This is a genomic window from Antarctobacter albus, assembly GCF_900101505.1.
GTDB lineage: Bacteria > Pseudomonadota > Alphaproteobacteria > Rhodobacterales > Rhodobacteraceae > Antarctobacter > Antarctobacter albus.
Genome location: NZ_FMZI01000015.1, coordinates 41,635 through 67,805 on the forward strand (window position 1 = coordinate 41,635; position 26,171 = coordinate 67,805).

Genomic DNA, 26,171 nt, shown 5'->3' on the forward strand with positions numbered 1-26,171 from the left:
TGGGTTCTAGCCCGCGGCCCGCCGCCCGGCAACCGAGGCCATGACATCGGCAATTTCATGCGCAAGCGTCCGCGCCATCGACCGGAAGCACATGATCTGCAGACCCTCGGCCCGTCGGCTGATCGAGACCGTCATGTGCTGGCAGAGCGTCCGCGCCGCGGAACCTTCGGGAAAAGCGGCGGGGCGCAGGTCGATGGGGACAAGGCGGGCCAGCACGTCTTCGGTATCCTCACCGGCCAGCAGGACAACCGCCCAGGCATCGGATTGGTCCGTCATGGCGGCATGGTCTGCCAGCGCGGGATCCGGGTCGGGCCCCATCAGGAACGCCTGGTCTCGTGCGGTCCAGAGACAGGTCGCGCCCTCGGTCTGGGTCACCCTGCCCGGCGCAGGAAACCCAAGCCCATGTGCGCGCTCCAGCGCCGCAGAGAGCGCCGCCCGCTGCCCACCGAACGGCATCAGAGAAGTGATCCGCCCCGGGTCCAGTTCGCTCAGCGTCACAGTGCCCTTGCGCAGCGGCAACAGCCCACTGCAGGGCGTCAGAGCCGTCAGATCAACCACGCAACCGCCCTCCATCCTCGTCAAAGGCCACCGGATCGGTCACGATACAGGTCTCTTCGATGCCTCGGACATGATCCACCATCCTGATCTCCTCGCCATGCCGCGCGCGTCCGTTCCTAAGAAATCCCAGCCCCAGGAAAGTGCCCAAGGACGGCGAGAACCCGACCGAGGTGATATAGCCCAAATCGTTGACCCGCACCGCTTCGGCCCCCTTGTCGAAAAGATGCGCCCCGGCAGTCAGCTCGCGCCCCGTGGTCACCGGTCTCAGGCCCACCAACTGTTCGCGGTCATCCTCGACCATGCCCGGGCGCGCGGCCAGCGCCTTGCCGATACAGTCCTTCCTGGCCGAGACCATACGCGCAAAGCCGATGTCAAAGGCGGTCGTGCGTCCGTGGATCTCTGCATGGGTGATGTGGCCCTTCTCGATCCGCAACACGTTCAGGGCCTCCATCCCGTAGGGCCCGCCGCCCAGAGTTTCGGCCCGGCCCAGCAGTACCTCGAAAAGGCTGGCGCCATAGCGCGCGGGTACTGCAATCTCATAGGCATGTTCGCCGGAAAAGCTGATCCGGAACAGCCGCGCCGCCAGGCCACCGATACTGACCGGACCGCATTGCATGAAAGGAAAGCTGCCGTCGTCGATCGGATGGTCCAAGAGCCCGTTCAGCAACTCGCGCGACTTTGGTCCGGCCACGGCAAACTGGGCCCATTGCTCGGTGACAGAGATGAACCGCACATCCATCGCGCCACAGTAGGCCTGCCGCACCCAGTCAAGATGTTTCATCACCTCGCCCGCGGCGGCGGTGGTCGTGGTCATGACCCACTGGTTTTCCGTGAGCCGAGCGGTGGTGCCGTCATCCATCACATGCCCGTCCTCACGCAGCATCAGCCCGTAACGCACGCGCCCCGGCTTCAGCGTCGAGAAGGTGTTGGTATAAACAAAATCGAGGAATGCACCCACGTCGCGCCCCTGCAGGTCGATCTTGCCCAGGGTCGAGACATCGCAGATGCCCACGCTCTCACGCACCATCTTCACCTCGCGGTCGCAGGCTTCGCGCCATGTCTTTTCGCCCGGCTGCGGGAAATAGGAGGGGCGATACCAAAGCCCCGCCTCCACCATCGGTGCGCCGCGCGCCACGCTGGCCTCGTGCGAGGTGGTGAACCGCTGCGGGGCGAACCCCTTGCCCTGCGACCCGGCCCCCATCGCGGCAATGGAAACCGGCACATAGGGCGGGCGAAAGGTTGTCGTCCCCGTCTCGGGAAGGTCGCGGCCCGTGGCGTCCGCAAGGATGGCCAAAGCCTGCACGTTCGAACTCTTGCCCTGGTCGGTGGCCATGCCCTGCGTCGTGTAACGCTTCATGTGCTCAACGCTGCGATAGTTCTCGCGCGCAGCCTGCTTGACGTCCTTCACGGTCACGTCGTTCTGGAAATCCAGCCAGGCGCGGCCCTTGCCCGGCACCGCCCAGAGACGGCGCACATGGTAGGCCTCGTCCTCCGCCACCGGGATCACCGGCAGTTCGCCGCTGAATCCCAGCGCCTGCGCCGCCTCCCGCCCTGCCTCGGCGCCTTCGCGCAGGCAGGCCAAGGTAGCAAAGGTGCCGCGCGCGGCCCCGGCCACGGTCATCCCTGGCACCGCGTCCTCGCGCGGGACAAAACCCGCGATGCGGTCGTCCCAGACGGGTCGCCCGTTCAGATGGCAGGTCAGGCTCACGGCAGGGTTCCAGCCGCCCGAAACGCCCAGCGCATCGGCCTGCACCCGCTTGAGCGCGCCCTGCGGCCCGATCAGGTCCACGGCCTCTAGCCCCTTGGCGCCATGCGCCCGCGCAACCTGCCAGCCCGGGTAGAACGGCACGTCCCCCGCCATGTTTTCCGCGTCGTGGCGACTGTCGACCAGAGCCACGACCTCCAGCCCTGCCAGATGCATGTCCCGCGCCGTCCGATGCGCGTCATCGTTGTTGCCAAAGACCACCACCCGGCGCCCCGGCGCCACGCCCCAGCGGTTCAGATAAGCGCGCAACGCCCCCGCCATCATCACGCCGGGCCGGTCGTTGTCGCGAAAGGCGATGTGCCGCTCCAACGCGCCGGAGCACAGTACCGCGCGCCTTGCCGCGATCCGCCAGAAACACTCGATGGGTGCATCGCCCGGATCGGCCAGATGCTGCGCGACCCGTTCCAGCGCCCCAAAAGTGCCGCCATCGTAGGCGCCGGTCACGGTGGTGCGCGGCATCAGGCGGACGTTTTCCATCGTCGCCAGTTCTCCGGCCAGGGCGGTGGCCCATGTCGCGCCCGGATCGCCATCGACAGTCTCGTCCTCGGCCTGCAACCTCCCGCCGAAACAGCAATCCTCGGAGGCCAGGATCACCTCCGCCCCGGCCCGCGCCGCCGTCAGCGCCGCCATCAGACCCGCAGGCCCGCCGCCGATCACTAGCACGTCGCAGAAGGCATAGGCCTTTTCATAACGGTCAGCATTGGGTTTGCCCGACAACGCCCCCAGCCCGGCGGCCCGCCGGATCATCGGTTCGTAAAGCTTTTCCCAGAAGCTCTTGGGCCACATGAAAGTCTTGTAATAGAACCCGGCCCCAAAGAAGGGCGCGGCCAGGTCGTTGACCCCTAGCACGTCGAAATCGAGCGAGGGCCAGCGGTTCTGGCTGACCGCCTCCAGCCCCTCGTAAAGCTCCTGCACGGTGGCACGGGTGTTCGGATCGGCCGCTGCGCCGCTGCGCACCGTGACCAGCGCGTTGGGTTCCTCGGACCCGGCAGTCAGCACCCCGCGCGGGCGGTGGTACTTGAAGCTGCGCCCCACCAGGCGCACGTCCGCCCCCATCAACGCCGAGGCCAGCGTATCCCCGGCAAACCCGCCGAAAGCCTTGCCGTCAAAGGTGAAATTCACCGGGCGGTTGCGATCCACCCGGCCCTTGCCGTCAATCCGCATCGACACGCTCCACCAGATCGACCGAAAACACCTCATGCGTGACCGTGTCACGCTCCACCATCAGCCAGGATGTGCACCCGGCCTCGTGATACCAAAGCTCGCGCGTGCGCCCTGCCGGGTTGTCGCGCAGGTGCAGCCAGTCGGCCCAGTCCTGCACAGGCGCGGCGGGATCGGGCCGCGCCAGCATCGCGGCATCGCCCTGGTAGTAGAACTCGCGCCGGTCACGGTCGCCGCATATGGGACAGGTCAATCGCATGGCGTCACATCCCCGAACAATCAGAGGCGTCTGCGCGGTAGAGCCGGTAGCTGACCCATTGGCCGGGGACCTCGGCCATGTCCATCACGCCCCCGCATTCACCGGTATTGCCGACCACCATGTACCGCGTCCGGAACACGATGCCCTGTGCATCCTGCTTCGTGACTTCCATCCGGCCGCCGTCGCATTCGACCTGGCAGAGCGGCGCGCCACTCTCGGTGCCGCAGATCAGGAACTGCTGCAACCGTGCCCCAACCCAGGGCGCCCCCCGCGCATGGCCCTGGTTGGCGGGCACCACCTCGATCCGCGCCTCGCGCGCGACCTCGGTCATCCAGGGCCCGACCCAAAGCCGCACTGCCCGCACAACCTGTGCCGGCTGGTCCCGCAAATGCGCGTCGGAATAGAACCGCGTGTAGCAGCCCGGGCGGATATCCTCGGCCGTCACCGGCGCCGCCGCAAGGGCGACCATCCCCGCCAGCGCGATCCCTTGCAGCTTCTTCTTGGCCAAAATACCCATCTTCCGCCCTTTCGATCCGCGCCTAGTGCAGGTTGTGCTGCGCGCCCGTCCCTTCTTCGTCCATGATCCCGCGCCCGGTGCTGAACCGGTCCAGCCGGAACCGCGCTGCCGGGTCGTGGTGCCGATCCTGCGCGATCAGATGCGCAAAGGAAAATCCCGAGCCCGGCACCGCCTTGAACCCGCCGTAACACCAGCCGCAATTCAGGTAGAGGCCATCGATCCCGGTCCTGTCGATGATGGGCGAGCCGTCTGGCGACATGTCCATGATCCCGCCCCAGGATCGCAGAACCCGCGCCTTGCCGATCATCGGCATCAGTGTCATCGCCGCCTCCATCACGTGTTCCTGCATCGGCAGATTGCCCCGCGCCGCGTAAGACGCGTAGAAATCCAGGTCGCCGCCAAAAACCAGCCCGCCCTTGTCGGACTGGCTGATATAGAAATGTCCCATGCCGAAGGTCACGACATGGTCGATACAGGGTTTCAGCCCCTCCGTGACAAAGGCCTGCAGGACATGGCTTTCGATCGGCAGACGCATGCCGGCAAGGCCCGCCACCTGCCCCGAGCGGCCCGCCACGACGACACCCACCTTCTTGGCACGGATCGCGCCGCGCGTGGTCTGCACGCCTGTCACGCGACCGGCTTCGGTGTCGATGCCCGTCACCTCGCAGTTCTGGATCAGATCCACGCCGCGCTGATCCGCACCGCGGGCATAGCCCCAGGCCACCGCATCATGCCGCGCCGTGCCGCCGCGCGAATGCCATAGCCCGCCGTATATGGGGAAACGCCCGTTGTCGAAATCGAGATAGGGCACCTTTTCGCGGACCTGGTCGGGGGTCAGCAGCTCGGCATCGTCGCCCTGGTTGCGCATGGCATTCCCGCGCCGGGCAAAGGCGTCGCGCTGCCCGTCCGAATGGCAGAGGTTCAGCACCCCGCGCTGGCTCATCATGGTGTTGAAATTCAGCTCCTGCTCCATGCCCTCCCAGAGCTTCAGGGAATGGGAATAGAACTCGGAGTTTCCAGGCAGGCCATAGTTTGCGCGAACGATGGTCGTGTTGCGCCCGACGTTGCCGCCGCCCAGGTAGCCCTTTTCCAGAACGGCGACATTGGTCAGCCCGTGTTCCTTGGCAAGGTAGAACGCGGTGGCCAGCCCGTGACCGCCGCCACCGATGATGACGATGTCATACTCGGGCTTGGGCGCGGGATCGCGCCAATGCGGGCGCCAGCCACGGTTGCCCGTCAGCCCCTGGGTCAGAACCTTCAAACCGGAAAAGCGCATCGCCCCCTCCAACAGTACCGGGGCGTAGCAAAGCAGCCTCGCCGCCCGGGATCAATTCCCCCAGGCGACGGAACATGACGTTTTCGTGCCTGGCGCAGGCGGCTGAGCGTTCAGCCGTCACTCCAGACAATCTTGGGGGCAAAGCGCGGTCGGGTGAAGCCGAAATTGTAGAACAGCCCCGCACCGGTCAGCCCCGGGATAGCAAAGGGCGGATCGTAATAGGTCTCGGTCTCGACCACGATCACCCGTTCATTGTGCAGCATGTGAGGCAATTGATCGTACATGTCCGTCACCTGCGCCGTCTGCAACGCGCTGAAACTGCCCCGGGTCTGTGACCACTCGGCCTCGTAGGAGCCATCGTTGTCGTTGTAGCGGACCAAAGTCACCCGCAGGGAGGAATCTCCGCCCGGCCGCACGAGGAAATCCAGCAGTTCGATCATCCCATCCAGGTAGGAGGCGTCGATCGGGTCCGTCTCGCGCGAGATGGCGTCGGAAATCGTGTAGGCCGCCTTGGTATTCAGCGCCTTGTAACGGAACGCATCGTGCAGCGAAAAGGTCGCGGCCAGCACGAAGAGGATGAAAGGCAGCCAGATCAGGCTTTCCAGTGCGACGTTGCCCCGGGTGTCGGCGGAGAAGCGGCGCAGGTGACAAAGGATCGAAGAGCGGTTCATGGCACTTACCTCGGTTCCTGAACGAATGCGGATGTGGCGACCAGCTGCGCATAGCCCTGCGCGTCCTTGGGCAGGGCCATGCCAAATGAGGTGGTCGGCATGGCGGGCTTGTACTTCAGGCAGGCGCGCAACAGCATCAGCTGGTTGTCCAGCCCAGGCACGAAATTGCGCACCGGGCGCGGGTCTTCCTCGGCGTTGATGCAATCGGCGACCAGCGGAATGGCGGTAAAGTTGCGCGGGTCCACCTGCACCATTTCCAACCGCAGGTTCTCGATGCAGCCGTCCACGATGACCGCCTCGTCGCAGATCTTCTGCCGCACTTCCTCGTAGGTGGGGATGGCGCCGGTGTTCAGCCGAATTTCCCGCGTCGCCAGATCCACCCCCCGTTCCAGCAGCGCGTGCCGCAGGTTCATGTAGCCCATCTCGACCGTTGCCGCGAGGATGAAGAAGAAGACCGTAAAATAGATCGAGAATTCGATCGTGCTCGACCCTTCTTCGTCGCGGCGGAACCCCTTGAGCATTTCAATCAGGCGGTGGGTCATTGGATCAGCCTCAGGTTGTTGATCTGGCGCGCGATCGTATCGAAGGTCTCGTAGATCTCGGCGCCCTGGACGTGGAAGAAGTGACTGGCCGAAGAGGCGCAGGCGAGCATTTCGGCGGCTGCCGCGTCATCGGTCTCGAAGGCGATGGTAAAGACCGTCACACCACGCTGACGGGCCAGGTCGCACTGCATTTGCAGGTTGCTCTTGTTCTTGGACTGGAGCGACAGGTTGTAGTAGGCACCCGCGCCCTGCTCCTGCAGTTCGATCGCGCCGTTGATCGCGGCCTTCGGCTTGTCCGGGCGAAACTGGTCCGTTGTCTGGCCATCCGTCATCAGCACGATGTATTTCTCCGTCTCCGGGTCGTGCCAGTCGATCGGCCGCCCCTCGAAGCGGGGATCCACCAGCCCCTTTTCGATCAAGTAGCTCACCTCGTCACGGTTCTGCGGATCGAGCAGGGCGAGACCGTACTTCATGCCGTATTGCGTGCCGGTTCCGTCGTGAAGGCGCAGGTCGGAGATGAAATCGATCAGTCCGTCGCGGTCGGAGGAATAGTATTGTACCGTCGCTTCCTCGCTGGGGCACCAGCCCCAGTCCATCGTTGCCGGGTCGTATGGCCAGTGGTGGAAATGGGGGATGTAGTCCTTGGACTGCGGCAGGTTGGTGTCGGCGAACTCGGCATCGTAGATCTCGACGCAAGAGGACGGCATGTTGATGTTCGTCGGTCCCACGATCTTGTCGTCTGGATCCTCGGTGTTCGGATCGTCCACATAGGCCGGTTCGGGCGCGACATAGGCCGCTTCCCATGCCATCCAGTCAATCTGGCTGTAAGAGTAGGTGCGACCCGGAATCCGGCCCTTGTTCTTGGTCGGACCAAGATCGGAGGCAGGGCCGGTATTGTCGCCCTTGACCTGGAAGTACCGGGTCTTTTGCTGGCCACCCTTGATCGAGATACCCAGGAAATGGTTTGGGCTCTGGATGTCTCCGTCCTGGGCGGTCATCCAGGCGACCATGCCTCTGAAGAACTCGTCCGCATCGCGCGGGGCGTCCTCGGGGAAATCCTCGACCTTGTGTGCGATGTCATAGATGCCATCGCCGTCCGTGTCGAAATAGATCACGACATTCGAGATGGCCTGTCCCCAAGGTTCGAAGAAACCACTGGTCGGGTTGGCGGGATCACCTCCTTCCGCGCAAGACGGATCCGCGAGGCCCTCGTCGTAGTTCTCGGCATTGTTGTTGCAAAGGGAGTAGCCGGGCGCGTCCTGGTCGCCGTTGCCCCAGCCATTGTTCTGGTTCAGTTTGGGCCGCACGCCACGAATGAAATCGAACAGATCGTCGCCCGGGTTCACACTGCCGGCGTAGGGGATCAGGTTCAGGGTGGTCACGCCGTTCGTTTCGTCGCTCATGACCTTGTAGACGAAATTCTGCGCAGCCGGCTTCATGCGGGTGAGACGTTCGTTCCAGCGCATCGATCCCGAGATATCCAGCACCAGGCTGATTTCCACGTTGGCGATCTTTTCCTCGGCAACGCTCAGCGCCGGTGGCGTCAGGCTGTCATAGCCGCTCATCTTGAGGAAATAGGTGGGGATGGTGGTTTCCCCCCAGGCCTTGACCGTCCGGTGGTTGAGTCCCCAGTCGATCTGGGTGCCCAGCAGGACGTGTTCCATTCCGGCCTTGTCCATGTAGTCGCGGACAACCGCGTCCGAGGACAGGTATTGGTCAAGGTCCGCCGCGGCCAGCACGGCGCGGTCCATCTGCGTCTGCATCTGGGCGCGTGTCGCTTCAAACCGCATGATGTCCACCGCAGCTCCGGAGATCACGAGGGTCAGCAGCAACATGAAGACGGAAAAAACCGTGACGTTGCCGTCTTCGGGTTTCAGAAACCGGCGCGTCCGTCCGTGTTTCGCTTGGCATAGGTCCATGACCATTCTCCCACTTCCACAGGCCCTTCTGGCCACGGTAGGGAATGGTTAACAAATGTGCCTGCATTGAGGCCGAAACCGGTACAGTATTGGTTTTTTTCCGTGTTTGTAGCGGCCTGGCATATCCAATCGGATAGGCCGCACTACCAATCGGCTTGGTTGAGGCCCTCATTGAATCAGCCTCAGATTGTTGATCTGACGAGCGATGCTGTCAAAAGCGTCGATGATCTCGGCACCGTGGACATGGAAGAAATGGCTATCGGATGAGGCGCAGAGCCGCATTTCCTCGGCGGCCGCGGCCGTTGTCTCGAAGGCGATGGTAAAGACCGTGACCCCCAGCTCTCTCGCCATGTCGCACTGCTGGTAGAGGTGATCGAGGTTGGATGCCCGCCCGGTCCGAACGTGATAGCTGGCCGACCCCTGGTTCAGCAATTCCACCTCGCCATTGATCGGAGCGTAAGGATCGTTGGGACGGAACTGGTCGGTGACCTGGCCATCTGTCATCAGGACAATGTACTTTTCGGTCTCCGGATCGTCCCAGTCGATAGGACGGCCCTGGAAACGTGCCTCGATCACGCCTTCGGAGATCAGGTGGCTGACCGCGTCGCGGGTTGTCGGATCCAGCAAGGCCAGCGCGTATTTCATTCCGAATTGCGCGCCCGTGCCGTCATGCATCCGGATGTCGTCGATGAACTGAAGAAGACTGGCCGCGTCATCCGAGTAGTACTGGATCGCCGTGTCGTCCTCGGGACACCAGCCCCAGTCCATCACTTCGGGATCTTCGTCCCAGTGATGGAAATGGGGAACGTATTCGTCCGAGACGGGCAGGTTGGAATTCGCAAATTCAAACCCGTCGATCTCGATACAGCTGGACGGCATGTTGATGTTGATCTCGACCAGGCCCTGCGCGGCGCCCGGACCATCGTAGGAGGTTCCCCATGTCTCGTAGTCGATGCTGCCATAGCTGAAGGTCGAGCCGGGGATCTTGCCATTGTTCTTGGTCGGACCAAGATCGGACGCCGGGCCGTTGGAATCGCCGCGCACGGTGAAATAGCGCGTGGTCTGCGTACCACCCTTGATCGAGATGCCCAGGAACTCGCTGGACGAGCTGAGCTTCGAGTCGTGCGCAACCGCATAGGCCGCCGCTCCGCGAAAGAACGCGTCGACGTCCCGCGGGGCATCCTCGGGAAAGGACTCGATCTTGTGCGCCCGGTCAAAGATATCGTCACCGTCGGTGTCGAAATACATCACGATGTTCGAGATCGCTTGCTCCCACGGCGGGAAGAAATCCGGCGTGCCGCCTTCGGGCACCTCGGGTTCGACCACCGGGACAGAGGGCCGTTCGCCGCGGAAATACTCGAACATCTCGTCGCCCGGATTTACCGTGCCCGCGAAGGGGATCAGGTTCAGGGTCGTGACGCTTTCGGTGCTTTCCGACATGACCTTCTGGACAAAGTTCTTGGCCGCCGGCTTGAGATTGTCCAGGCGCCCGTTCCAGCGCATCGACCCGGAAATATCCAGCACCAGGCTGATCTCGACGTTGGCGATGCGTTCCTCGGCAGTGGCCAGCGCGTTGGCGGGCAGGACATCCTGGCCGGACATGCGCAGGAACAGGGTCGACAGGCTGGATGCCGCATCGGCGCTGACGGTGCGTTCGTTCACGCCCTGGGTAACGATGACACTGGTGACAAAGGCATCCAGCCCGGCCTTGCCGACGTAATCGTTGACCACGAAGGTCGGATCCTGGAACTGGTCCAGGTCGGCGGCGGCCAGCACCGCACGGTCCAGCGTCGTTTGCAGCCGCGCCCGGGATGCCTCTTGCCGCATCAGGTCGACAGAGGCCCCCATGATCGTCATGGCCAGCAGAGCGATATAGACCGAGTAGATGGTGATGTTGCCGCTCTCGTCACGGACGAAACGTCCGATCGCGCTGGAGTCGCGCAGCAGGGCAGAACGTGACGGGAATGCAAATCTTGCCATCTTGGGTCTCCGGTTTGGCCGCACGGCACGAAACCGGCGGAACGGGACCCGTTTTCGAGTAAGATTCGGTCAACCCTCCGGCCAGAAATGCGGCAGAAGAATGGCCTAACAAGATGATTTTCTACAAGTTCGGTCGGCATTCATCACAAAGGGCGACCGATCCGGCCGCCCTTTGCGCTGGAATTGCAGGGATCAGAGCCCCTTTGCGCGATAGCTGGCCGCAACCCGGCCGATGGCCACGATGAAGGCGGCGGTGCGCAGGTCGGAGACGTCCTCGCGGCTGTGCCAGACCTCGCTGATCGACTGGTAGGCGGTGCGCATGGTGTCATCCAGCCCCGAGCGCACCAGTTCCAGTTCATCCGCCCCGCGCAGGTAGCGCGCCTTGAAATCCGGCGTCATTGACCACTTGTCGCCAAGGTGATCCGACAGCCGTTCCAGTTCGCGCACGATCAGCTCGTGCCGGGCCTCTTCCTGGCGCCGCTGCATCCGGCCAAAGCGAATGTGGCTGAGGTTCTTGACCCATTCGAAATAGGACACCGTCACGCCGCCCGCGTTGGCGTACATGTCGGGAATGATGACAACGCCCCTTTCGCGCAGGATGTCATCGGCCCCGGCGGTGATCGGACCGTTCGCGGCCTCGATGATCAATGGCGCCTTGATGTTGTGCGCGTTGCCCAGGTTGATCACCCCTTCCAGAGCCGCCGGGATGAGGATGTCGCATTCCGCCTCCAGCACCTGCGCTCCATCGGCGGTATGATTGGCATCCGGATAGCCCGTCACACCACCATGACGGACGATCCAATCGCGCACCGCCTGCACGTCCAGCCCGTCGGGATTGAACAATGCGCCGTCCCTCTCGATGATCCCGGTGATCCGGGCACCGTCTTCCTCCTGCAGGAACTTGGCCGCGTGGAACCCCACGTTGCCAAGCCCCTGAACGACGACGCGCTTGCCATCCAGCGTGCCCGAGAGCCCCGCCCTGGCCTTGTCGTCGGGGTGGCGAAAGAACTCGCGCAGCGCATATTGCACGCCGCGGCCCGTGGCCTCGGTCCGGCCCTGGATGCCGCCGGCATTCGTCGGCTTGCCGGTGACACAGGCATTGCCGTTGATGTCGGTGGTATGCATGCGCCGGTACTGGTCCGCGATCCAGGCCATCTCGCGTTCGCTGGTGCCCATGTCGGGCGCGGGCACGTTTTGCGAGGGGTTGATGAGGTCGCGCTTGATCAGCTCGTAGGCAAACCGCCGGGTGATCTGTTCCAGCTCGTGCTCATCGTATTGGCGGGGATCCACGCAAAGCCCCCCCTTGGATCCGCCGAACGGCGTTTCGACCAGGGCGCATTTATAGGTCATCAGCGCGGCCAGCGCCTCGACCTCGTCCTGGTTGACCTCGGGGGCGAAACGGATGCCGCCCTTGACCGGTTCCATGTGTTCGGAATGCACCGAGCGATAGCCCGTGAACGTCTGGATCTTGCCCCGCAGCCGCACGCCGAAGCGAACCGTGTAGGTGGCGTTGCACACCCTGATCTTTTCCTCCAGCCCCGGCGGCAGGTCCATCAGCGCAACCGCGCGGTTGAACATAAGATCGACTGACTGTCTGAAGGTCGGCTCATTGGACGGCACGACGGGCCGCTCGGTAACGACGGACATGGGTTTCCTTCCTTTCCAGTGTCCGCGCGGGGCGCGCTGCACCCCGCGCGCATGGCTCCTCTTGACGGGAGCACGCGGGATCAGCCTAGCCCGGCATGGCCTGTGTCCCAACCCCGGATTTGTCCGAGTCGCCCGCGGGGCCTGCTAAAGGCACCTGCAAGGCCGCCCACAACCCAAAGGGGACCATCGTCGGCAAGGGTGAAACAATGCCCACAAGTTGCTCCGCACTGTCCAGACAACTCTCTAGAATTCAACGAAAACTCAATTCTAACCGCCCAAGTTTGGCCATTTTGAAATGGCATAAAATTGTCATCAAAACTGATCCGTCCACGGTTTCTGGGGCTGCCGTGACGACCCGGTTGAAAGGTGTCCGAATGTTTAGATCAACCACCAGCCTCACGGCGATTGCGCCCTGCGGCAAGGGCCTGCGGGACAGGCTCTGCCACTTTGCAACCGACACGTCCGGCAACATGTCCTACCTCGCGATCGTCGGATCGCTGGTCATGATGATTTTCGGCGGTGTCGGCGTCGACATGATGCATGCCGAACTGAAACGTACCAAGGTGCAGAACACGCTCGACCGCGCCGTGCTGGCCGCTGCCAACATCGAGAACGTGCAGGCGCCCGAGATCGTTGTCCGCGATTATCTGACGGTCATGGGCCTAGGCGATGCGCTGACGTCGGTTCAGGCCGAACAGGGTTTGTCTTCAAAACGTGTGGCTGCAATGGGCGAGGCTTCGATCCATTCGGGCTTCATGTCCCTGATCGGCGTGAACTCGTTGGATGCCTCGGGACTTGCCGCAGCCGAGTATTCCAGTTCCAACCTGGAAATCTCGATGGTGCTCGACGTGTCGGGGTCGATGGCCGGAAACAGCAAGATCGACAACCTGCGCAACGCTGCACAGGAATTCGTAGACATCCTGATGCCCCCCGGGACCGATACCGGGGTTTCGATCTCGGTCGTACCTTACAACGCCACTGTGAACATGGGTACGACGGTGTCGCAGTACTTCACGCTGGACCGCCAGCATCACCATTCAGCTTGTGCCGAGTTCTCTGCGGATTCCTTTGCAACAACGGCGCTTTCACCGGAAACACCGCTGGAACAGGTCGGCCACTTCGACCCCTATTCGCGCTCGACCATCGGAGGCTATACCCCCTACCAGTGGTGCCGCGACGGCGAAAATGCCGCGATCCTGCCGCATAGTTCAGACGCCACCCAGTTGAAGACGCAGATCGGCGCACTTGAGGCCTGGGGCAATACGGCGATCGACGTCGGCATGAAATGGGGCACCGCGCTGCTTGATCCTGCTGCTCGTCCCGCAGTCCAGGCTATGGCTGGCGATGGCCTTGTCGCCGTCTCGAATGCCTCGCGCCCCGTGGATTTCGACGTGAACAACACGGTGAAATACATCGTCGTGATGACAGACGGAGAAAACACCACGCAATACGACCTGCCCGACAACATGAAGGATCCTGGCGCGATGACCGGCGTCTGGGTCAATACCAAGGGCACCGAGACCTTTGCCGACGATGACTACTCGGTGCGCCTGGAACGCTATAGAACCGGCAGCGACATCACCAACTACTTCCCGACCTATTCGCAGGACATTTCGAACATCGTGTTCTACTTCGACACGAACAACGACGGAATACAGGATATCGCGCACAAGATCGAAGGTTTCCCGAATGGAGGACCGAAGGACCTTGACGATTTCCTGGAAGGTGCGATCGCGACCCTGATCGCAACGGATGGGAATCTGACCGACAGCGCGCATTTCATGGGCGCGTCGATCAAGGCCGGGAACACCTCCCTGTATTACGGAGTGAACGACGACACCAATGGCACTCTGCCCGACGTCGGACCGACCATGAACCACGAGACGATCCCGGGCAAGACACACAACTACTCGACCTTCGACTTCACGAGCTGGTCAACCGGAACCGAGATCGCGAAATACTACTGGACCCGCACTGGCAACGACTGGTCAGAGCGTTATCAGTCCACGGTCGACGGGCTTGGCGGCAATCCTGATCACATCCACGAGCTGAATTACACCGAACTCTACGACCGTTTCGGCACGCAGGCGGCCGCAAGCCACCTTTTCTCGCAGCCGGTCAACCACGGTTACATCAGCAGTGCGCGCTACTGGACGATTTCGCAACCTTACGAGGTCGTTGCGGGCCCAAACAGCGCCGATGCGCGACTGGATGCGATCTGCGACTCCGCCAAGGCGCAGGGCATCGTGGTCTTTGCCATCGGTTTCGAAGCCCCCCCGCGCGGTCTGGAGGCCATGGCGAACTGCGCTTCTTCCCCCGCGCATTTCTTCGACGTCAACGGCACCGATCTGCATGACACTTTCGCAGGTATCGCACGCACCATCACCCAACTGAGGCTGACCCAATGACCCGCGCATCCTTTCCCGCCCTGCGCCGCTTCTGGTCCGACGAGGCAGGCAACGCGGTGGTTCCCTACGCCCTTTGGGTTCCGCTGTTCGTGGCGATCATCGTCTCGGCGGTCGAGATCGGAATGATCACCGTGCGCCATACCCAGCTGGAACGCGCGCTCGACCAGTCCGTGCGCGATCTGAAAATCGGCGTGACCGCGCCCAGCCACGACGTGCTCAAGGCGGCGATCTGTGCCAAGACCACCGTCCTGCCCGGCTGCACCGAGACGCTACAGCTGGAAATGATCCCGCTGAACATGCGCAACTACGTCGAACCACCGGCCTCGGCCGATTGCGTCGATGTCAGCCAGGAGGCGACACCGCAACGCAGTTTCAGCCACGGTGGCGGAGGCCAGGTGATGTTCCTGCGCGCCTGCTACAAGTTCCGTCCGCTCACGCCCGCCTCGACGCTGAACGCCAGCCTGCCCAAGGACGCCGAAGGCTATACCGCCATCGTGTCGACCTCTGCCTTTGTCTACGAGCCCAGCTGAGGAGATCCAGCCATGCGCCTTCCCTCTTTCCTTTCGCGCTTTGCCCGCGACTCTCGTGGCTTCGTCAACGTCGAGGCGGTCATCGTCTTTCCCGCGCTGCTGTTCCTCTTCGGTGTCGGATGGACCTATTTCGACGCCTTCCGCCAACAGGCCGTCAACCAGAAGGCCAATTACGTCATCGGCGACATGCTCTCGCGCGAGACCGAGGCGATCACGCCGGATTACCTGACCAATGCCCGCCACCTTTTGCGCCACCTGACCAAAACCGGCGGCGCCGACAGCGACCTGCGCATCACCATCGTGCAGTACAGCGACAGCTATGGCGGATGGCGGGTCAGCTGGTCTCAGCAGCGCGGCGACTATCCCAGCCTTTCGGATGCGGACATGCCCGCCTATGCAGACAAGCTGCCGTCGGGCGTGAACGGCGAACAGCTGATCCTGGTCGAGACCTGGGACAGCTACAGCCCGGTGTTCAGCGTCGGCCTCGATGCCTTCGAGATCCGAACCTACAGTTTCACGCGCCCGCGCTATGCGCCGCAAGTCGTCTTTGAGCAGCCGGCCTGATTACCCCAAACGGCTGCCCGAAAGGCAGGGGGCCGCGGCATCTGCCGTGGCCCCTTCGCTGTCTGGTCAGCTGTTTCTCTGACTCAGCAGGTGGATCATGATGTCCGCCACCGGTTTGGTCTGAGAGGCCGCAGTGACGCCACCGATAGCCACCCTGCGGCCCAGCCGCCACCACAGGCCCAGCCGCCAGACGCGGGACCCCGGCTCCTTCAGGATGATGATGAACCCGTTCGACGGCTTCATCGCGAACATCCCCCGGTCGACCTTTTCGATCTCGTCCAGGCGGGCCACCACGGTGCCGTCGCTGTCGGTCAGCGCGTCTTCGGTCAGGATCAGCGAATGCCCCGTGGCCTGCCACATGACCTGACCCGCCCAGAGCGCCCCGGCACCCAGCGCGATCAGCACGACCTTCCAGCCCAGCGCCATTCCCGCCGTCATGAAGGCCATCCACAGCATCAGGCCACCCAGGCCCAGCATCGAGACGACCCCGATCACCCGGCGCGATGCGGATGTCGTGATGCGTGCCAGTTCTTCCTCTGCCATCTCCGGGCCTCCCGCGGTTGCGCCGTTCCGTCCTACTGTGGGTCCGACCCGGGGGAAAGCCCCCAGCCCGCCCAACATCCGTGCAAAAGGCCTGAAATCGCGCCACTTTCGGCGCATGCCGCTTCCAAGGTCGGGCGCGACGGGATTATATTGGAAGCATGACCACAGCCGGACCATCCGCGATGACGCCGCCCGCACAGCTTTCCAACCGCCTGCGCGCCCTGTTGATGCGCATCTATCCCGACCGTGACACCGATGAACTGACCGCCCAGGTGATCGAGGCCTTCTGGCCGGACAGCGCCTCGGCCCGCAAGCGTGCGCGCAAGCCGGGCAATGCGCTTTGGTCGCAAAAAGACGCGGTGCTGATCACCTACGGCGATAGCCTGATCGACGGGGTCTACAAGCCGCTGGACCTGCTACGCGACTTCCTCGGCAACTACATGCCGGGCGTGGTGAACGGCGTGCATATCCTGCCCTTCTTTCCCTTCACCTCGGACGACGGCTTTGCCGTCACCGATTACCGCAAGGTGAACCCGACGCTGGGCGACTGGCCCGACATCAGCCGGATCGGCGCGGAATGGCACCTGATGTCCGACCTGGTGCTGAACCATGTCTCAAGCCAGGGCACCTGGTTCAACGCCTACCGGCAGGGCCAGGAACCCTACGACAAGTTCTTTTACGAAGCCTCGCCCGACGATGACCTTTCCGCCGTGGTCCGCCCCCGCACCACGCCGCTCTTGCAGGAGGTCGAAACCTCGAACGGGCTCAAGCATGTCTGGTGCACCTTCAGCCATGACCAGGTGGACCTGGATTTCCGCAACCCCGAGGTGCTGCTGGAGATCATCCGCATCATCCGGCTGCACGTCGATGCCGGGGTCAAGATCATCCGCCTCGATGCCGTGGCCTTCATCTGGAAGGAGCCGGGCACGCCCTCGATCCACCTGCCCAAGACACATGCCATCGTGCAACTCTTGCGCGTGCTGGCGGATTTCGCTGCCGAGCCGATCGTCCTGCTGACCGAAACCAATGTCCCCAAGACGGAGAACCTCAGCTATTTCGGCCAGTTGAACGAGGCCCACTGGATCTACAATTTCCCGCTGCCGCCCCTGATCCTGCATGCGATGCTGGCCGGCGACGCACGGGCGCTGTCGAACTGGCAGCGGGCCATGCCCCCGGCGCCGCAAGGCTGCGCCTACCTCAACTTCTCGTCCAGCCACGATGGCATCGGGATGCGCCCCGCCGAAGGTCTGCTGCCGGACGAGGAGATCGCCCAGATGATCAAGACCGTGCAGGCCACCGGCGGGCTTGCCTCGATGCGGGCGCTGCCCGGCGGCGGCACGGCGGTCTACGAGCTGAACACCACCTTCTTTTCCGCCATGCAGCGCACCTACAAGGGCGAGGACGGGCTGCAGGTGGATCGTTTCATTTGCTCGCAGACCATCGTCATGTCGCTGGAGGGCATCCCGGCCTTCTATATCCATGCCATGCTGGCGACGGAAAACGACCTGGACGGCGTGGCGCGACGCGGCATGAACCGGGCGATCAACCGGCATCGCTGGAACTACCCGGAGCTGCAGGAAAAGCTGGCCGACCCGGACAGCGACCAGTCCCGCGTTCTGACGGCCCTGTCGGACCGCTTGCGGCTGCGCACGAAACAACCGGCCTTTCATCCAAACGCGACCAATTTCACGCTCTCCGTGGATGACCGGGTCTTTGCGGTCTGGCGTCAGGCACTGGATCGCAGCCAGTCGATCTTTGCCCTGCACAACGTCTCTGCCGAAGTGGTGGACCTGCCGCCCAAGTCGCTGAACCTGATTGCGGACGAGGAATGGATCGACCTGCTATCGGGCGAGACCCTGCACCCCGAAGAGGACGGCGTGACGCTGGCCCCCTACCAGTGCCGCTGGATCACCAACAAGGCGTAAACGCCGGATGCGCACAGCGGCGGTTTCATGCTAGGATCGCGTAATAGTTGTGTCACGCCCGCCGATCCGCAGGGCTGCGCGGCATTGGCGAAAGGAAGCGACATGGCAGAGTACAGGCGGCCCGGCGTCTACATCCAAGACGTCAGCTCCGGCGCCCGCCCGATCACCGGCGTCGGCACCTCGACTGCTGCCTTCCTGGGTGTCGCACCGCAAGCCGATGCCCACCTGCGCAAGCCCGTCTTCGTCACGTCCTGGCCAGGCTTCCAGCGCCGTTTTCAAGGTGACGGTCAGGGCAGCACCACACTGTCGCTTGCCGTTGACGGGTTCTTCCAGAACGGCGGCGCGCGGCTTTACGTCGTCAACCTGGGCCAAGACGCCACGACCATCTCGGCGGATGACCTTGAAACCCTGTCGGCGATGGAAGGCATCAGCCTCATCGCCGCGCCCGGCTTCACCGACGCCGACAGCGTCGAGGCCATCCTTACCGACTGCGAGACCCGAAAGGACCGTTTCGCCGTTCTGGACATGGCCGAAGGTGGGGCGATTGCCGACCTTGCCCGCACGCAGGATCAAGGCGGCCTGCGCCCCCGCAATGCGTTGCAGGGTATGGCAGCGGTCTATGCCCCCTGGATCGAGGTCCGCGACCCCGAGACCGGGGAAATGATCGCCTGTCCCCCGTCCGGCCATATTTGCGGGGCCTACGCGGGCAATGACTCCACGCGCGGCGTCCATCATGCCCCCGCCAATCTGCCACTCCGCGGGGCACTTGGGCTTTCACGTCTGTTCACCGATGCCGATCAGGACATCCTGGCCCCGGCCTGCGTGAATGCCATCCGGCAATTTTCCGACGGGATCCGGATCTGGGGCGCGCGCACCCTGACGAGGGCGGACAGCGAATGGCGATACGTCAATATCCGCCGGTTGTTGACACTGATCGAACTCTCCATCCAGCAAGGCACCCGATGGGCTGTCTTCGAACCGAATGACGACACCCTTTGGAAATCCATTCGCCGCGACGTCTGGGAATTCCTGAACATGCTCTGGCGCGACGGGGCCTTGATGGGGTCGACAACCCAAGAGGCGTTCTTCGTCAGATGCGATGCCACCACCATGACTCAGGCCGACCTCGATGCGGGCCGGCTGATCATCGAGATCGGCGTGGCCCCGGTCAGACCTGCGGAGTTCGTCGTGATCCGGATCATGCAAACCACCTCCGACTCCGAGGGCTGAGCCATGCCTGAGGATCCTGGCCTTGCCGGCCTCTTTATCCTGTATCTTGACGGTGAAGCGGTCGCCCGCTTCCAGGACATCGAAGGCATGGGCGCCCATATCGACACGATCCCCTATCGCGAGGGCGGCGCCGGTTCCGGTTCCGTGCGGCATCTGCCGGGCACGGCCAAGGTATCGCCCGTAACCCTGCGGCATGGCGTGACCGTGGACAGCCGGCTTTGGGATTGGTGCACCGCGACCGTGACGGGCAACATCTCCCGTCGCACCGTCCTTGTCACGCTTTCCGCCCAGGACGGCGGATCGGAAGCTACCAGGTGGACCTTTTTCGAGGCCTGGCCGTCGAGCTTTCGCGCCGATCCGCTGGACAAGCAAAGGGACGAAATCGCCTTCGACTCCCTGACGCTGGTCTACGACCGGCTGGAACGCGACTGACGCAATGTCAGGCCGCCACGCGGGCGGAGTGCGTGCCTTGCGTCTTGCTGGCCTGCCCGGCGACATAGACCTCTTCGACGGCCCGGTCGTCGCCCATGACCTGCAGGATGAACAGTTCTTCGGCCAGCGTCTCGGCCCGTTCCATGCGCAGTGCCATCGCGCCGGTCGCGCTTGCGTTCAGCACGACGATGTCCGCCTCGGTGCCTTCCCCCAGCGTGCCGATCCGGTCTGCCATGCCCAGCACTTCGGCGTTGCCGCGCGTGGCCCAGTCGAAGGCCTGCAACGGATGCAGCGCCTGCCCCTGCAGTTGCAGCACCTTGTAGCCCTCGTTCAGGGTCTGCAGCATGGAATAGCTGGTGCCCGCCCCCACGTCCGTGGCGATCCCGCTGGTGATCCCGCGCGCCGACAGCCCGCCGTGATCGAACAGGCCAGAGCCAAGGAAAAGGTTGGAGGTCGGGCAGAACACCGGATGCGCGCCACTCTCTGCCAGGGCGTCGATCTCGCGCGGTTCCAGGTGGATGGCATGGCCCAACAGGCTGTTCTCCCGCAGCAGGCCATAGGTCTGGTAGACGTCCAGATAGTCGCGCGCCTGCGGGTAGAGGTCCAGCGTATAGGCGATTTCGTCGCGGTTTTCCGACAGGTGGGTCTGGATGTGGCAAGTCGGGTTTTCCAACGCCAAGGCCTGCGCCATCTCCATCTGTTCCGGCGTCGAGGTGATGGCGAAACGGGGCGAGATGACATAGTCGCAACGCCATGTGCCGTGCCACTTGCCGATCAGCGCCGTGCTGTCGTCATACCCCGATTGCGGCGTGTCGCGCAGCCCGTCCGGCGCATTGCGATCCATCAGCACCTTGCCGCCCAGCATCCGCATGTTCCGGCGCGTGGCCTCGGCGAAATAGGCCTCGACCGAGTTGCCATGCACCGAACAGTAGGCCACGGCGCTGGTCGTGCCATGCGCAACGAGTTGATCCATGAAGGCCGTCGCCATGCGCGCGGCGTGCGCCTCATCGGAAAAACGGGTTTCCTCGGGAAAGGTGTAGCTGTTCAGCCAGTCCAGCAGTTGTGCGCCCCAGGAGGCGATCACCTGGACCTGCGGAAAATGGATATGCGTGTCGATGAACCCGGCCATCAGCAGGTGCGGGCGATGATCTGTCACGGGCACGCCGGCGGCCTCCTTGGCCACTTCGTCAAAATCGCCGCGCCGGACGATCATCCCGTCCCGCAGCCACAGGGCGCCGTCCTCGATGTAGGTAAAGGCGTCGGTATCCTCACCATCCGCCGGGGCGCGGTGAAAGCTCAGGATGCGGCCGCGCAGGAGTGTCTCTGTCATGGGGTATCTCATCATTTGGCTGGGCGGCCTGCGGGGCCGCCCCTTGGTATGTCAGGCGCGCTGCGCGGGCGGAATATCGTCCATCATGTCGGGTTCGTCCGGCACGATCACGCGCTCTTCCAGGTCCTCTTTCGGAGCTACGAGCGGGTAGAGGTACAGGAAAGCCCCGATGATGACGTAGCCCACGGTGATCCCGTCGAACTGCGGCATCTGAAGGGTCGGCGCATGGATGATCCCCAGCGAGGACATCGCGGCAGCCGCCAGCGCAAAGGCCCCCGCCATGCGGAACCGCGCGTCGATCACGTCAGCCACGATGGCGCCCCAGATCAGCCCGGTCAGGATCGCCCCCTGGCTGAGCGCAAGATGCCCCTCGTAATGCGCGCCCTCCATCAACAGGGCGGCGGTCAGGTTCGCATCCCCCAGGGCGGGCAGCCCTTCGACCCCGCTGCTGCGCAGCGCGTTCATCAGCGAGCCCCATTTGACCATCAGGAACTCCGAGATATGCGGCAGGATGGCAAAGGACACGGCGGCCATGTGCATCGGCTTGATCGACCAGGCGGTGTTGGTGATCAGGCTGACCGAGACGAAGACCAGCACGGGCGCCGCGGCGGCAATCGGGATCAACCCGGCCAGGAAGGACAGGAAGCCCAGGAAGGCCGCGGCGGCGATCACAAGGGCAACCCCGACGATATAGCCGGCATGCGCATCCAGCCGCTTGTATGCCGGGTGACCGATGTAGACCGTGGTCGGGAAAGGGGAACCGAAGACGGCGCCGATCATCGTGCCCGCCCCGTCCGTCACCTGGCACAGGCCCACGGGATAGCTGTCCCCGGCGGCCTCGGCGCTCTCGACGTTGTTCATCGTCTCGATGAAGTTGTAGATCTGCACCGGGATCAGCACCAGGAACAACTCGGGGTTGGCGAACAGGTACTGGATGCCCGCGATCATGTCGCCGATATAGGGCACCGGCGGATAGGCCCCGACGCCGGAGAAATCGAACTTTGCCTCGCCCAGAACGATGGCGATCACCGTGCCGGCGCCGATGGCCACAAGGCCCGCGGGCACGTTGCCCGGCAGGCGGAACCGCCCGATCAGCCCCCAGAGGATGAACAACAACGAGGTGAAGCCGATGACCGGGTTTTCAAAGATCTCGGCCAGCGGCACCGACCCGATAAAGACCAGAGCGATACCGCAGAGCGTGCCCAGCATCCCCGCGCGCGGCGTGATACGTTTGAGGTAGGGGCCGACCACGGCGCCCAGCGCCGCCACGATCCCGCCCATGAACCCCGCACCGATGCCCACCTGCCAGGCCAGCAACGGATCCTGCGTCGCCCAGTAGATTGGGCCAATGACGCCAAAGAGATAGACGAACATTACCGGCGTCGAGATGCCGTAGGGCAATGCGGTCACGTCCCGGCCCTGCCGCGTCGCCGCCCATTTCGCCATGAGCGTGTAAACCGCGACGCCCGCCAGGATTGCCACCGCAGCGCCCGGCACGATGCGGCCATAGACGATCTCCGGCGGCATCTGGAACACGAACTGACAGACCCCGGACAGGATCAGCAGGTTCACGAGGTTGTCGGTGAACAGCGCCCAGAAGGCGCTGAAATCGCTGCGTGTAAACAGCCTGTAGCTATAGGTTCCCCCGTCCATGACGGCTTCCTCCTCCGATATGACCAGTCCCAGGGCCCGAGGGATCAGGCCCACATTCCTCTCTGGTCGTGGTGATGGCCCGACCGGGGCGTTGGCCCCGTCTCCCTTGGACCGGCTGCGGCAGGTTCAGAGGTCAATTCAGCCATGACTTCGGCCACGACAAAGGCCGCGATCAGGCTGGGCCGCTTGTCGCGGCTACCGCTTGCCCCGATGGGGCAAATCAGTTTGTCGATGTCGCCGCTCTCGCAGTTCCGGCGCATCCAGTTCTTGAATTTCACCCGCTTGGTGGCAGAGCCGATCATGCCGACATAGGCCGCGTCACCACGTTCCAGGGCGGATGAGGCCAGCAGGAAATCCAGCGCGTGATCATGGGTCAGCACGATAAAGGCGCTGCCCTCCGGGGCCGTCATGATGTCGATCTCGGGGATCGCGCGGACCCGGGTATCCACATCCGCCGAACACAGGGCGATTTCCTCTGGCCGGGTGTCGATCACGACGCAGTGCACGGGCAGATGCTGCAACAGATCGGCCAGCGCGCGGCCCACGTGTCCGGCACCCAGAACGTAGACATGCGGGCGCGTCTCAGTGGCCTCGCTGTCACGCCGGATCGCCGCGCGCATGTCCGAGCCGCGCATCCGCGTCAGGGTCATCTCGACCCGCCCACCACAGCATTGGCCGATCTCGGGGCCCAGCGGCAGGTCCAGCGACTGGCTCAGATCCCCGTCCCGCAACATCTCGCGGGCGGTTTCGATCGCGCGGTATTCCAGTTGTCCGCCCCCGATGGTGCCCCAGAGGGCCGCGGCGGCGACGAACATCTCTGTCCCCTCCCCGCGCGGGGAAGAGCCGCGCACGCGGCTCAGCTCCACGCGAACAACCGCCTTTTCCGCGCCGAGGAATTCCGCCAATGACCTGACTGCGGATGCCATCGGATCACCCCCCGGCCTGCAGGCGTGTGACGGCCATCAGTACGCGTTCCGGCGTGGCCGGGGCATCGAGGCGCGGACAGACCCGGTAGTCCGCGACAGAGGCCACCGCCATCGACAGCGCCTCGAACACGGAGATGCCCAGCATGAAGGGCGGCTCACCCACGGCCTTGGACCGCTTGATCGTCAGCTCGCGGTTTTCCGACCAGTCGGCAAGGTTCACGTTGAAGACACGCGGCCGGTCCGAGGCCAACGGGATCTTGTAGGTTGAGGGCGCGTGTGTCCGCAGCCGGCCCGCGTCATCCCACCAGAGTTCCTCGCTGGTCAGCCAGCCCATGCCCTGCACAAAGGCGCCTTCGACCTGGCCCTTGTCCAGCACCGGGTTCAGCGAGCGGCCCACGTCATGCAGGATGTCCGTCCGGTCGATCCGGTATTCCCCGGTCAGCGTGTCGATGGTGACCTCGGAACAGGAGGCGCCATAGGCGAAATAGTAGAACGGGCGCCCCTGCCCCTTGTCGCGGTCCCAGTGGATCTTGGGCGTCTTGTAGAACCCCGCCGCCGACAGCTGTACCCGCGCCATGTAGGCGGCCTTGATGAAGGCATCAAAGGGCAGCACCTCGTCGCCGATATGCACCTGGTTGGCCAGGAACCGGACGGCCTCTGGTTCGACGCCCCATTTTTCGGCGGCGAATTCCACCAGCCGCGCCTTGATCTGCTCGACCGCGTTCAGCGCCGCCATGCCGTTCAGGTCCGATCCCGAAGAGGCCGCGGTGGCCGAGGTATTCGGCACTTTCTCCGTCGTGGTCTTGGTGATCTTGATACGCTCGAAATCGACCTGGAAGGCATCGGCCACAACCTGCGCCACCTTGGTGTTCAGGCCCTGCCCCATCTCCGTCCCGCCGTGGTTCAGGTGGATGGAGCCGTCGTTGTAGACATGCACCAAGGCGCCCGCCTGATTGTACCAGGTGGCGGTAAAGGAGATGCCGAATTTCACCGGCGTCAGCGCGATGCCCTTTTTCAGCACCGGCGAGGTCCGGTTGTACTCAATGATCTCGGCACGGCGGCGGCGGTACTCGGCGCTGTCTTCCAGTTCCCCCACCAGTCGATCAAGGATGTTGTCTTCGACCTTCTGGTAATAGGGCGTCACGTCACGGCCCTTTAACCCGTAGAAATTCGCCTTGCGGACATCCAGCGGGTCCTGCCCGGTGGCATAGGCGATCTCCTCGATGATGCGCTCGGCAGCGATGACACCCTGCGGGCCGCCAAAGCCGCGGAATGCGGTGTTCGACACCGTGTTCGTCTTCATCGGGCGCGAGGTCAGCCGCACGTTGGGGTAGAAATAGGCATTGTCCGCGTGGAACAAGGCCCGGTCCGTGACCGGCCCCGACAGGTCCGAGGAATAGCCGCAGCGCGCGGCAAAGCAGCCCTCGACCGCCTCGATCCTGCCCGCATTGTCAAAACTCACGTCATAGTCGATCACGAAATCATGGCGCTTGCCCGTGGCGGTCATGTCCTGATCGCGGTCGGGGCGGATCTTGACCGCGCGGTTCCATTTCTTCGCGGCCACGGCGGCGACGGCACAGAACAGGTTCATCTGGCTTTCCTTGCCGCCGAACCCGCCGCCCATGCGCCGCACGTTCACCGTGACGGCATTGGACGGCACGCCAAGCACATGGGCCACCATGTGCTGAGCCTCCGACGGGTGCTGGGTCGAGCTGTAGACCTGCACATCGTCGTCCTCGCCCGGAATGGCGCAGGCGATATGACCTTCAAGGTACATGTGGTCCTGGCCACCGACCTGCATCCGGCCCTTGATGCGGTTGGGTGCCGCGTCGCGCCCGGTCTCCACGTCGCCGCGTTCCAGTTTCAGCGGCGCGGTGACGTGCGGGTATCCCGCGTCGATGGCCGCCTGCGGGTCCAGCGCGTGGGGCAGCACCTCGCAATCCACCTCGGCCAGTGCGGCGGCCCGGCGGGCCGCGTCGCGGGTTTCCGCGATGACCGCAAACAAGGGCTGGCCGTGGAACTCGATCTTTTCCGTGGGAAAGACCGGCTCGTCATGTTGGCCCGTGGGGCTGATGTCGTTGACGCCGGGGATGTCCTCGGCGGTCAGCACGCCGACGACGCCGGGGGCGGACCGGACGGCGGTCAGGTCGAGCCCCTTCAGCCGCGCGTGGGCCACGTCCGAAACGCCCAGGTAGGCGTGCAGCGTGCCTTCGGGCAGGGCAATATCGTCGGTGTAGTCGGCGCGCCCGGTAACATGCTTGGCAGCGCTGTCATGGATGCGGTCCTGGTGAACGGCGCCGGTGATGGTCACGTTGTCTTTCATCTGGATATCCTC

At 63.8% G+C, this 26,171-nt stretch carries 21 protein-coding genes; 6 read left to right on the top strand and 15 right to left on the bottom strand.

Annotation, left to right across the window (positions count from 1 at the left end; all coding sequences use genetic code 11):
* Positions 1-6: 6 nt before the first annotated feature.
* From BLQ71_RS21175 to BLQ71_RS21220, 10 genes are all read right to left on the bottom strand, one after another.
* The gene (locus BLQ71_RS21175) at positions 7-558 is read right to left on the bottom strand and encodes a sarcosine oxidase subunit gamma (protein WP_074623144.1); all 552 of its coding nucleotides are present in this window, start codon (positions 556-558) and stop codon (positions 7-9) included.
* Positions 551-3,487 (bottom strand): sarcosine oxidase subunit alpha family protein, encoded by a 2,937-nt coding sequence (locus tag BLQ71_RS21180; RefSeq protein ID WP_074623145.1) that lies wholly within the window; start codon positions 3,485-3,487, stop codon positions 551-553. The genes BLQ71_RS21175 and BLQ71_RS21180 overlap by 8 nt, the downstream gene beginning before the upstream one ends.
* Entirely contained in the window at positions 3,477-3,743 is a 267-nt protein-coding gene (locus BLQ71_RS21185; protein ID WP_074623146.1) for a sarcosine oxidase subunit delta, read from the bottom strand. The genes BLQ71_RS21180 and BLQ71_RS21185 overlap by 11 nt, the downstream gene beginning before the upstream one ends.
* A 4-nt stretch (positions 3,744-3,747) precedes the next feature.
* A complete protein-coding gene (locus BLQ71_RS21190; protein WP_074623147.1) occupies positions 3,748-4,260 on the bottom strand; it encodes a hypothetical protein in 513 nt (170 codons plus the stop codon).
* A 22-nt stretch (positions 4,261-4,282) separates the two neighbouring features.
* Positions 4,283-5,536, bottom strand: coding sequence for a sarcosine oxidase subunit beta family protein (locus BLQ71_RS21195; protein WP_074623148.1), 1,254 nt, complete (start codon positions 5,534-5,536; stop codon positions 4,283-4,285).
* A gap of 110 nt (positions 5,537-5,646) precedes the next feature.
* Positions 5,647-6,207: a TadE/TadG family type IV pilus assembly protein gene (locus BLQ71_RS21200; RefSeq protein WP_043144613.1), complete on the bottom strand. Its 561-nt coding sequence runs from the start codon at positions 6,205-6,207 to the stop codon at positions 5,647-5,649.
* A gap of 5 nt (positions 6,208-6,212) precedes the next feature.
* Positions 6,213-6,749 (bottom strand): TadE/TadG family type IV pilus assembly protein, encoded by a 537-nt coding sequence (locus BLQ71_RS21205; RefSeq protein ID WP_074623149.1) that lies wholly within the window; start codon positions 6,747-6,749, stop codon positions 6,213-6,215.
* A complete protein-coding gene (locus tag BLQ71_RS21210) occupies positions 6,746-8,668 on the bottom strand; it encodes a Tad domain-containing protein (RefSeq protein WP_162846290.1) in 1,923 nt (640 codons plus the stop codon). The genes BLQ71_RS21205 and BLQ71_RS21210 overlap by 4 nt, the downstream gene beginning before the upstream one ends.
* 168 nt (positions 8,669-8,836) lie before the next feature.
* Complete coding sequence (locus BLQ71_RS21215; RefSeq protein ID WP_074623151.1) at positions 8,837-10,648, bottom strand: TadE/TadG family type IV pilus assembly protein; 1,812 nt, start codon at positions 10,646-10,648, stop codon at positions 8,837-8,839.
* 192 nt (positions 10,649-10,840) lie between these two features.
* Positions 10,841-12,295: a Glu/Leu/Phe/Val family dehydrogenase gene (locus tag BLQ71_RS21220; protein ID WP_069208119.1), complete on the bottom strand. Its 1,455-nt coding sequence runs from the start codon at positions 12,293-12,295 to the stop codon at positions 10,841-10,843.
* A gap of 374 nt (positions 12,296-12,669) precedes the next feature.
* On the opposite strand from BLQ71_RS21220, the gene BLQ71_RS21225 reads away from it, so the two are divergent.
* Genes BLQ71_RS21225 through BLQ71_RS21235 form a run of 3 tightly spaced genes read left to right on the top strand, consistent with a single transcriptional unit; the run spans position 12,670 to position 15,797 of the window.
* A complete protein-coding gene (locus tag BLQ71_RS21225) occupies positions 12,670-14,703 on the top strand; it encodes a Tad domain-containing protein (protein WP_074623152.1) in 2,034 nt (677 codons plus the stop codon).
* Entirely contained in the window at positions 14,700-15,233 is a 534-nt protein-coding gene (locus BLQ71_RS21230; protein WP_069208117.1) for a TadE/TadG family type IV pilus assembly protein, read from the top strand. Before BLQ71_RS21225 ends, BLQ71_RS21230 begins: the two co-directional genes overlap by 4 nt.
* Before the next feature lie 12 nt (positions 15,234-15,245).
* On the top strand, positions 15,246-15,797 hold the full coding sequence (locus BLQ71_RS21235; RefSeq protein WP_043144617.1) for a TadE/TadG family type IV pilus assembly protein: 552 nt from the start codon (positions 15,246-15,248) through the stop codon (positions 15,795-15,797).
* 66 nt (positions 15,798-15,863) lie between these two features.
* Here the strand turns inward: BLQ71_RS21235 and BLQ71_RS21240 are convergent, their stop codons facing one another.
* On the bottom strand, positions 15,864-16,340 hold the full coding sequence (locus BLQ71_RS21240) for a hypothetical protein (protein WP_069208115.1): 477 nt from the start codon (positions 16,338-16,340) through the stop codon (positions 15,864-15,866).
* 182 nt (positions 16,341-16,522) lie between these two features.
* Between BLQ71_RS21240 and BLQ71_RS21245 the strand changes: the two genes are divergently transcribed.
* From BLQ71_RS21245 to BLQ71_RS21255, 3 genes are all read left to right on the top strand, one after another.
* Positions 16,523-18,265 carry an alpha-amylase family glycosyl hydrolase gene (locus BLQ71_RS21245; protein ID WP_074623153.1) on the top strand — a complete coding sequence of 581 codons (1,743 nt, stop codon included), beginning with the start codon at positions 16,523-16,525 and terminating at the stop codon, positions 18,263-18,265.
* A gap of 102 nt (positions 18,266-18,367) precedes the next feature.
* A complete protein-coding gene (locus BLQ71_RS21250) occupies positions 18,368-19,495 on the top strand; it encodes a phage tail sheath family protein (protein WP_074623154.1) in 1,128 nt (375 codons plus the stop codon).
* Positions 19,496-19,498: 3 nt separating this feature from the next.
* Positions 19,499-19,927, top strand: a complete 429-nt coding sequence (locus BLQ71_RS21255) for a phage tail protein (RefSeq protein ID WP_074623155.1) — start codon at positions 19,499-19,501, stop codon at positions 19,925-19,927.
* Between the two features lie 7 nt (positions 19,928-19,934).
* On the opposite strand, the gene guaD is transcribed toward BLQ71_RS21255, so the two are convergent.
* Genes guaD through xdhB form a run of 4 tightly spaced genes read right to left on the bottom strand, consistent with a single transcriptional unit; the run spans position 19,935 to position 26,159 of the window.
* On the bottom strand, positions 19,935-21,257 hold the full coding sequence (guaD, locus tag BLQ71_RS21260) for a guanine deaminase (RefSeq protein ID WP_074623156.1): 1,323 nt from the start codon (positions 21,255-21,257) through the stop codon (positions 19,935-19,937).
* A 51-nt stretch (positions 21,258-21,308) separates the two neighbouring features.
* Positions 21,309-22,910, bottom strand: coding sequence for a xanthine/uracil/vitamin C permease (locus BLQ71_RS21265; RefSeq protein ID WP_074623190.1), 1,602 nt, complete (start codon positions 22,908-22,910; stop codon positions 21,309-21,311).
* 44 nt (positions 22,911-22,954) lie between these two features.
* Complete coding sequence (gene xdhC, locus BLQ71_RS21270) at positions 22,955-23,836, bottom strand: xanthine dehydrogenase accessory protein XdhC (RefSeq protein WP_074623157.1); 882 nt, start codon at positions 23,834-23,836, stop codon at positions 22,955-22,957.
* A 4-nt stretch (positions 23,837-23,840) separates the two neighbouring features.
* A complete protein-coding gene (gene xdhB / locus BLQ71_RS21275) occupies positions 23,841-26,159 on the bottom strand; it encodes a xanthine dehydrogenase molybdopterin binding subunit (protein ID WP_074623158.1) in 2,319 nt (772 codons plus the stop codon).
* Positions 26,160-26,171 lie beyond the last annotated feature (12 nt).

Coding starts and splice junctions, on each gene's coding strand:
- BLQ71_RS21180 (WP_074623145.1), bottom strand. CDS start 3,487: ATGCGGATTGACGGCAAGGGCCGGGTGGATCGCAACCGCCCGGTGAAT.
- BLQ71_RS21185 (WP_074623146.1), bottom strand. CDS start 3,743: ATGCGATTGACCTGTCCCATATGCGGCGACCGTGACCGGCGCGAGTTC.
- BLQ71_RS21190 (WP_074623147.1), bottom strand. CDS start 4,260: ATGGGTATTTTGGCCAAGAAGAAGCTGCAAGGGATCGCGCTGGCGGGG.
- BLQ71_RS21195 (WP_074623148.1), bottom strand. CDS start 5,536: ATGCGCTTTTCCGGTTTGAAGGTTCTGACCCAGGGGCTGACGGGCAAC.
- BLQ71_RS21200 (WP_043144613.1), bottom strand. CDS start 6,207: ATGAACCGCTCTTCGATCCTTTGTCACCTGCGCCGCTTCTCCGCCGAC.
- BLQ71_RS21205 (WP_074623149.1), bottom strand. CDS start 6,749: ATGACCCACCGCCTGATTGAAATGCTCAAGGGGTTCCGCCGCGACGAA.
- BLQ71_RS21210 (WP_162846290.1), bottom strand. CDS start 8,668: ATGGACCTATGCCAAGCGAAACACGGACGGACGCGCCGGTTTCTGAAA.
- BLQ71_RS21215 (WP_074623151.1), bottom strand. CDS start 10,648: ATGGCAAGATTTGCATTCCCGTCACGTTCTGCCCTGCTGCGCGACTCC.
- BLQ71_RS21220 (WP_069208119.1), bottom strand. CDS start 12,295: ATGTCCGTCGTTACCGAGCGGCCCGTCGTGCCGTCCAATGAGCCGACC.
- BLQ71_RS21225 (WP_074623152.1), top strand. CDS start 12,670: ATGTTTAGATCAACCACCAGCCTCACGGCGATTGCGCCCTGCGGCAAG.
- BLQ71_RS21230 (WP_069208117.1), top strand. CDS start 14,700: ATGACCCGCGCATCCTTTCCCGCCCTGCGCCGCTTCTGGTCCGACGAG.
- BLQ71_RS21235 (WP_043144617.1), top strand. CDS start 15,246: ATGCGCCTTCCCTCTTTCCTTTCGCGCTTTGCCCGCGACTCTCGTGGC.
- BLQ71_RS21240 (WP_069208115.1), bottom strand. CDS start 16,340: ATGGCAGAGGAAGAACTGGCACGCATCACGACATCCGCATCGCGCCGG.
- BLQ71_RS21245 (WP_074623153.1), top strand. CDS start 16,523: ATGACGCCGCCCGCACAGCTTTCCAACCGCCTGCGCGCCCTGTTGATG.
- BLQ71_RS21250 (WP_074623154.1), top strand. CDS start 18,368: ATGGCAGAGTACAGGCGGCCCGGCGTCTACATCCAAGACGTCAGCTCC.
- BLQ71_RS21255 (WP_074623155.1), top strand. CDS start 19,499: ATGCCTGAGGATCCTGGCCTTGCCGGCCTCTTTATCCTGTATCTTGAC.
- guaD (WP_074623156.1), bottom strand. CDS start 21,257: ATGACAGAGACACTCCTGCGCGGCCGCATCCTGAGCTTTCACCGCGCC.
- BLQ71_RS21265 (WP_074623190.1), bottom strand. CDS start 22,910: ATGGACGGGGGAACCTATAGCTACAGGCTGTTTACACGCAGCGATTTC.
- xdhC (WP_074623157.1), bottom strand. CDS start 23,836: ATGGCATCCGCAGTCAGGTCATTGGCGGAATTCCTCGGCGCGGAAAAG.
- xdhB (WP_074623158.1), bottom strand. CDS start 26,159: ATGAAAGACAACGTGACCATCACCGGCGCCGTTCACCAGGACCGCATC.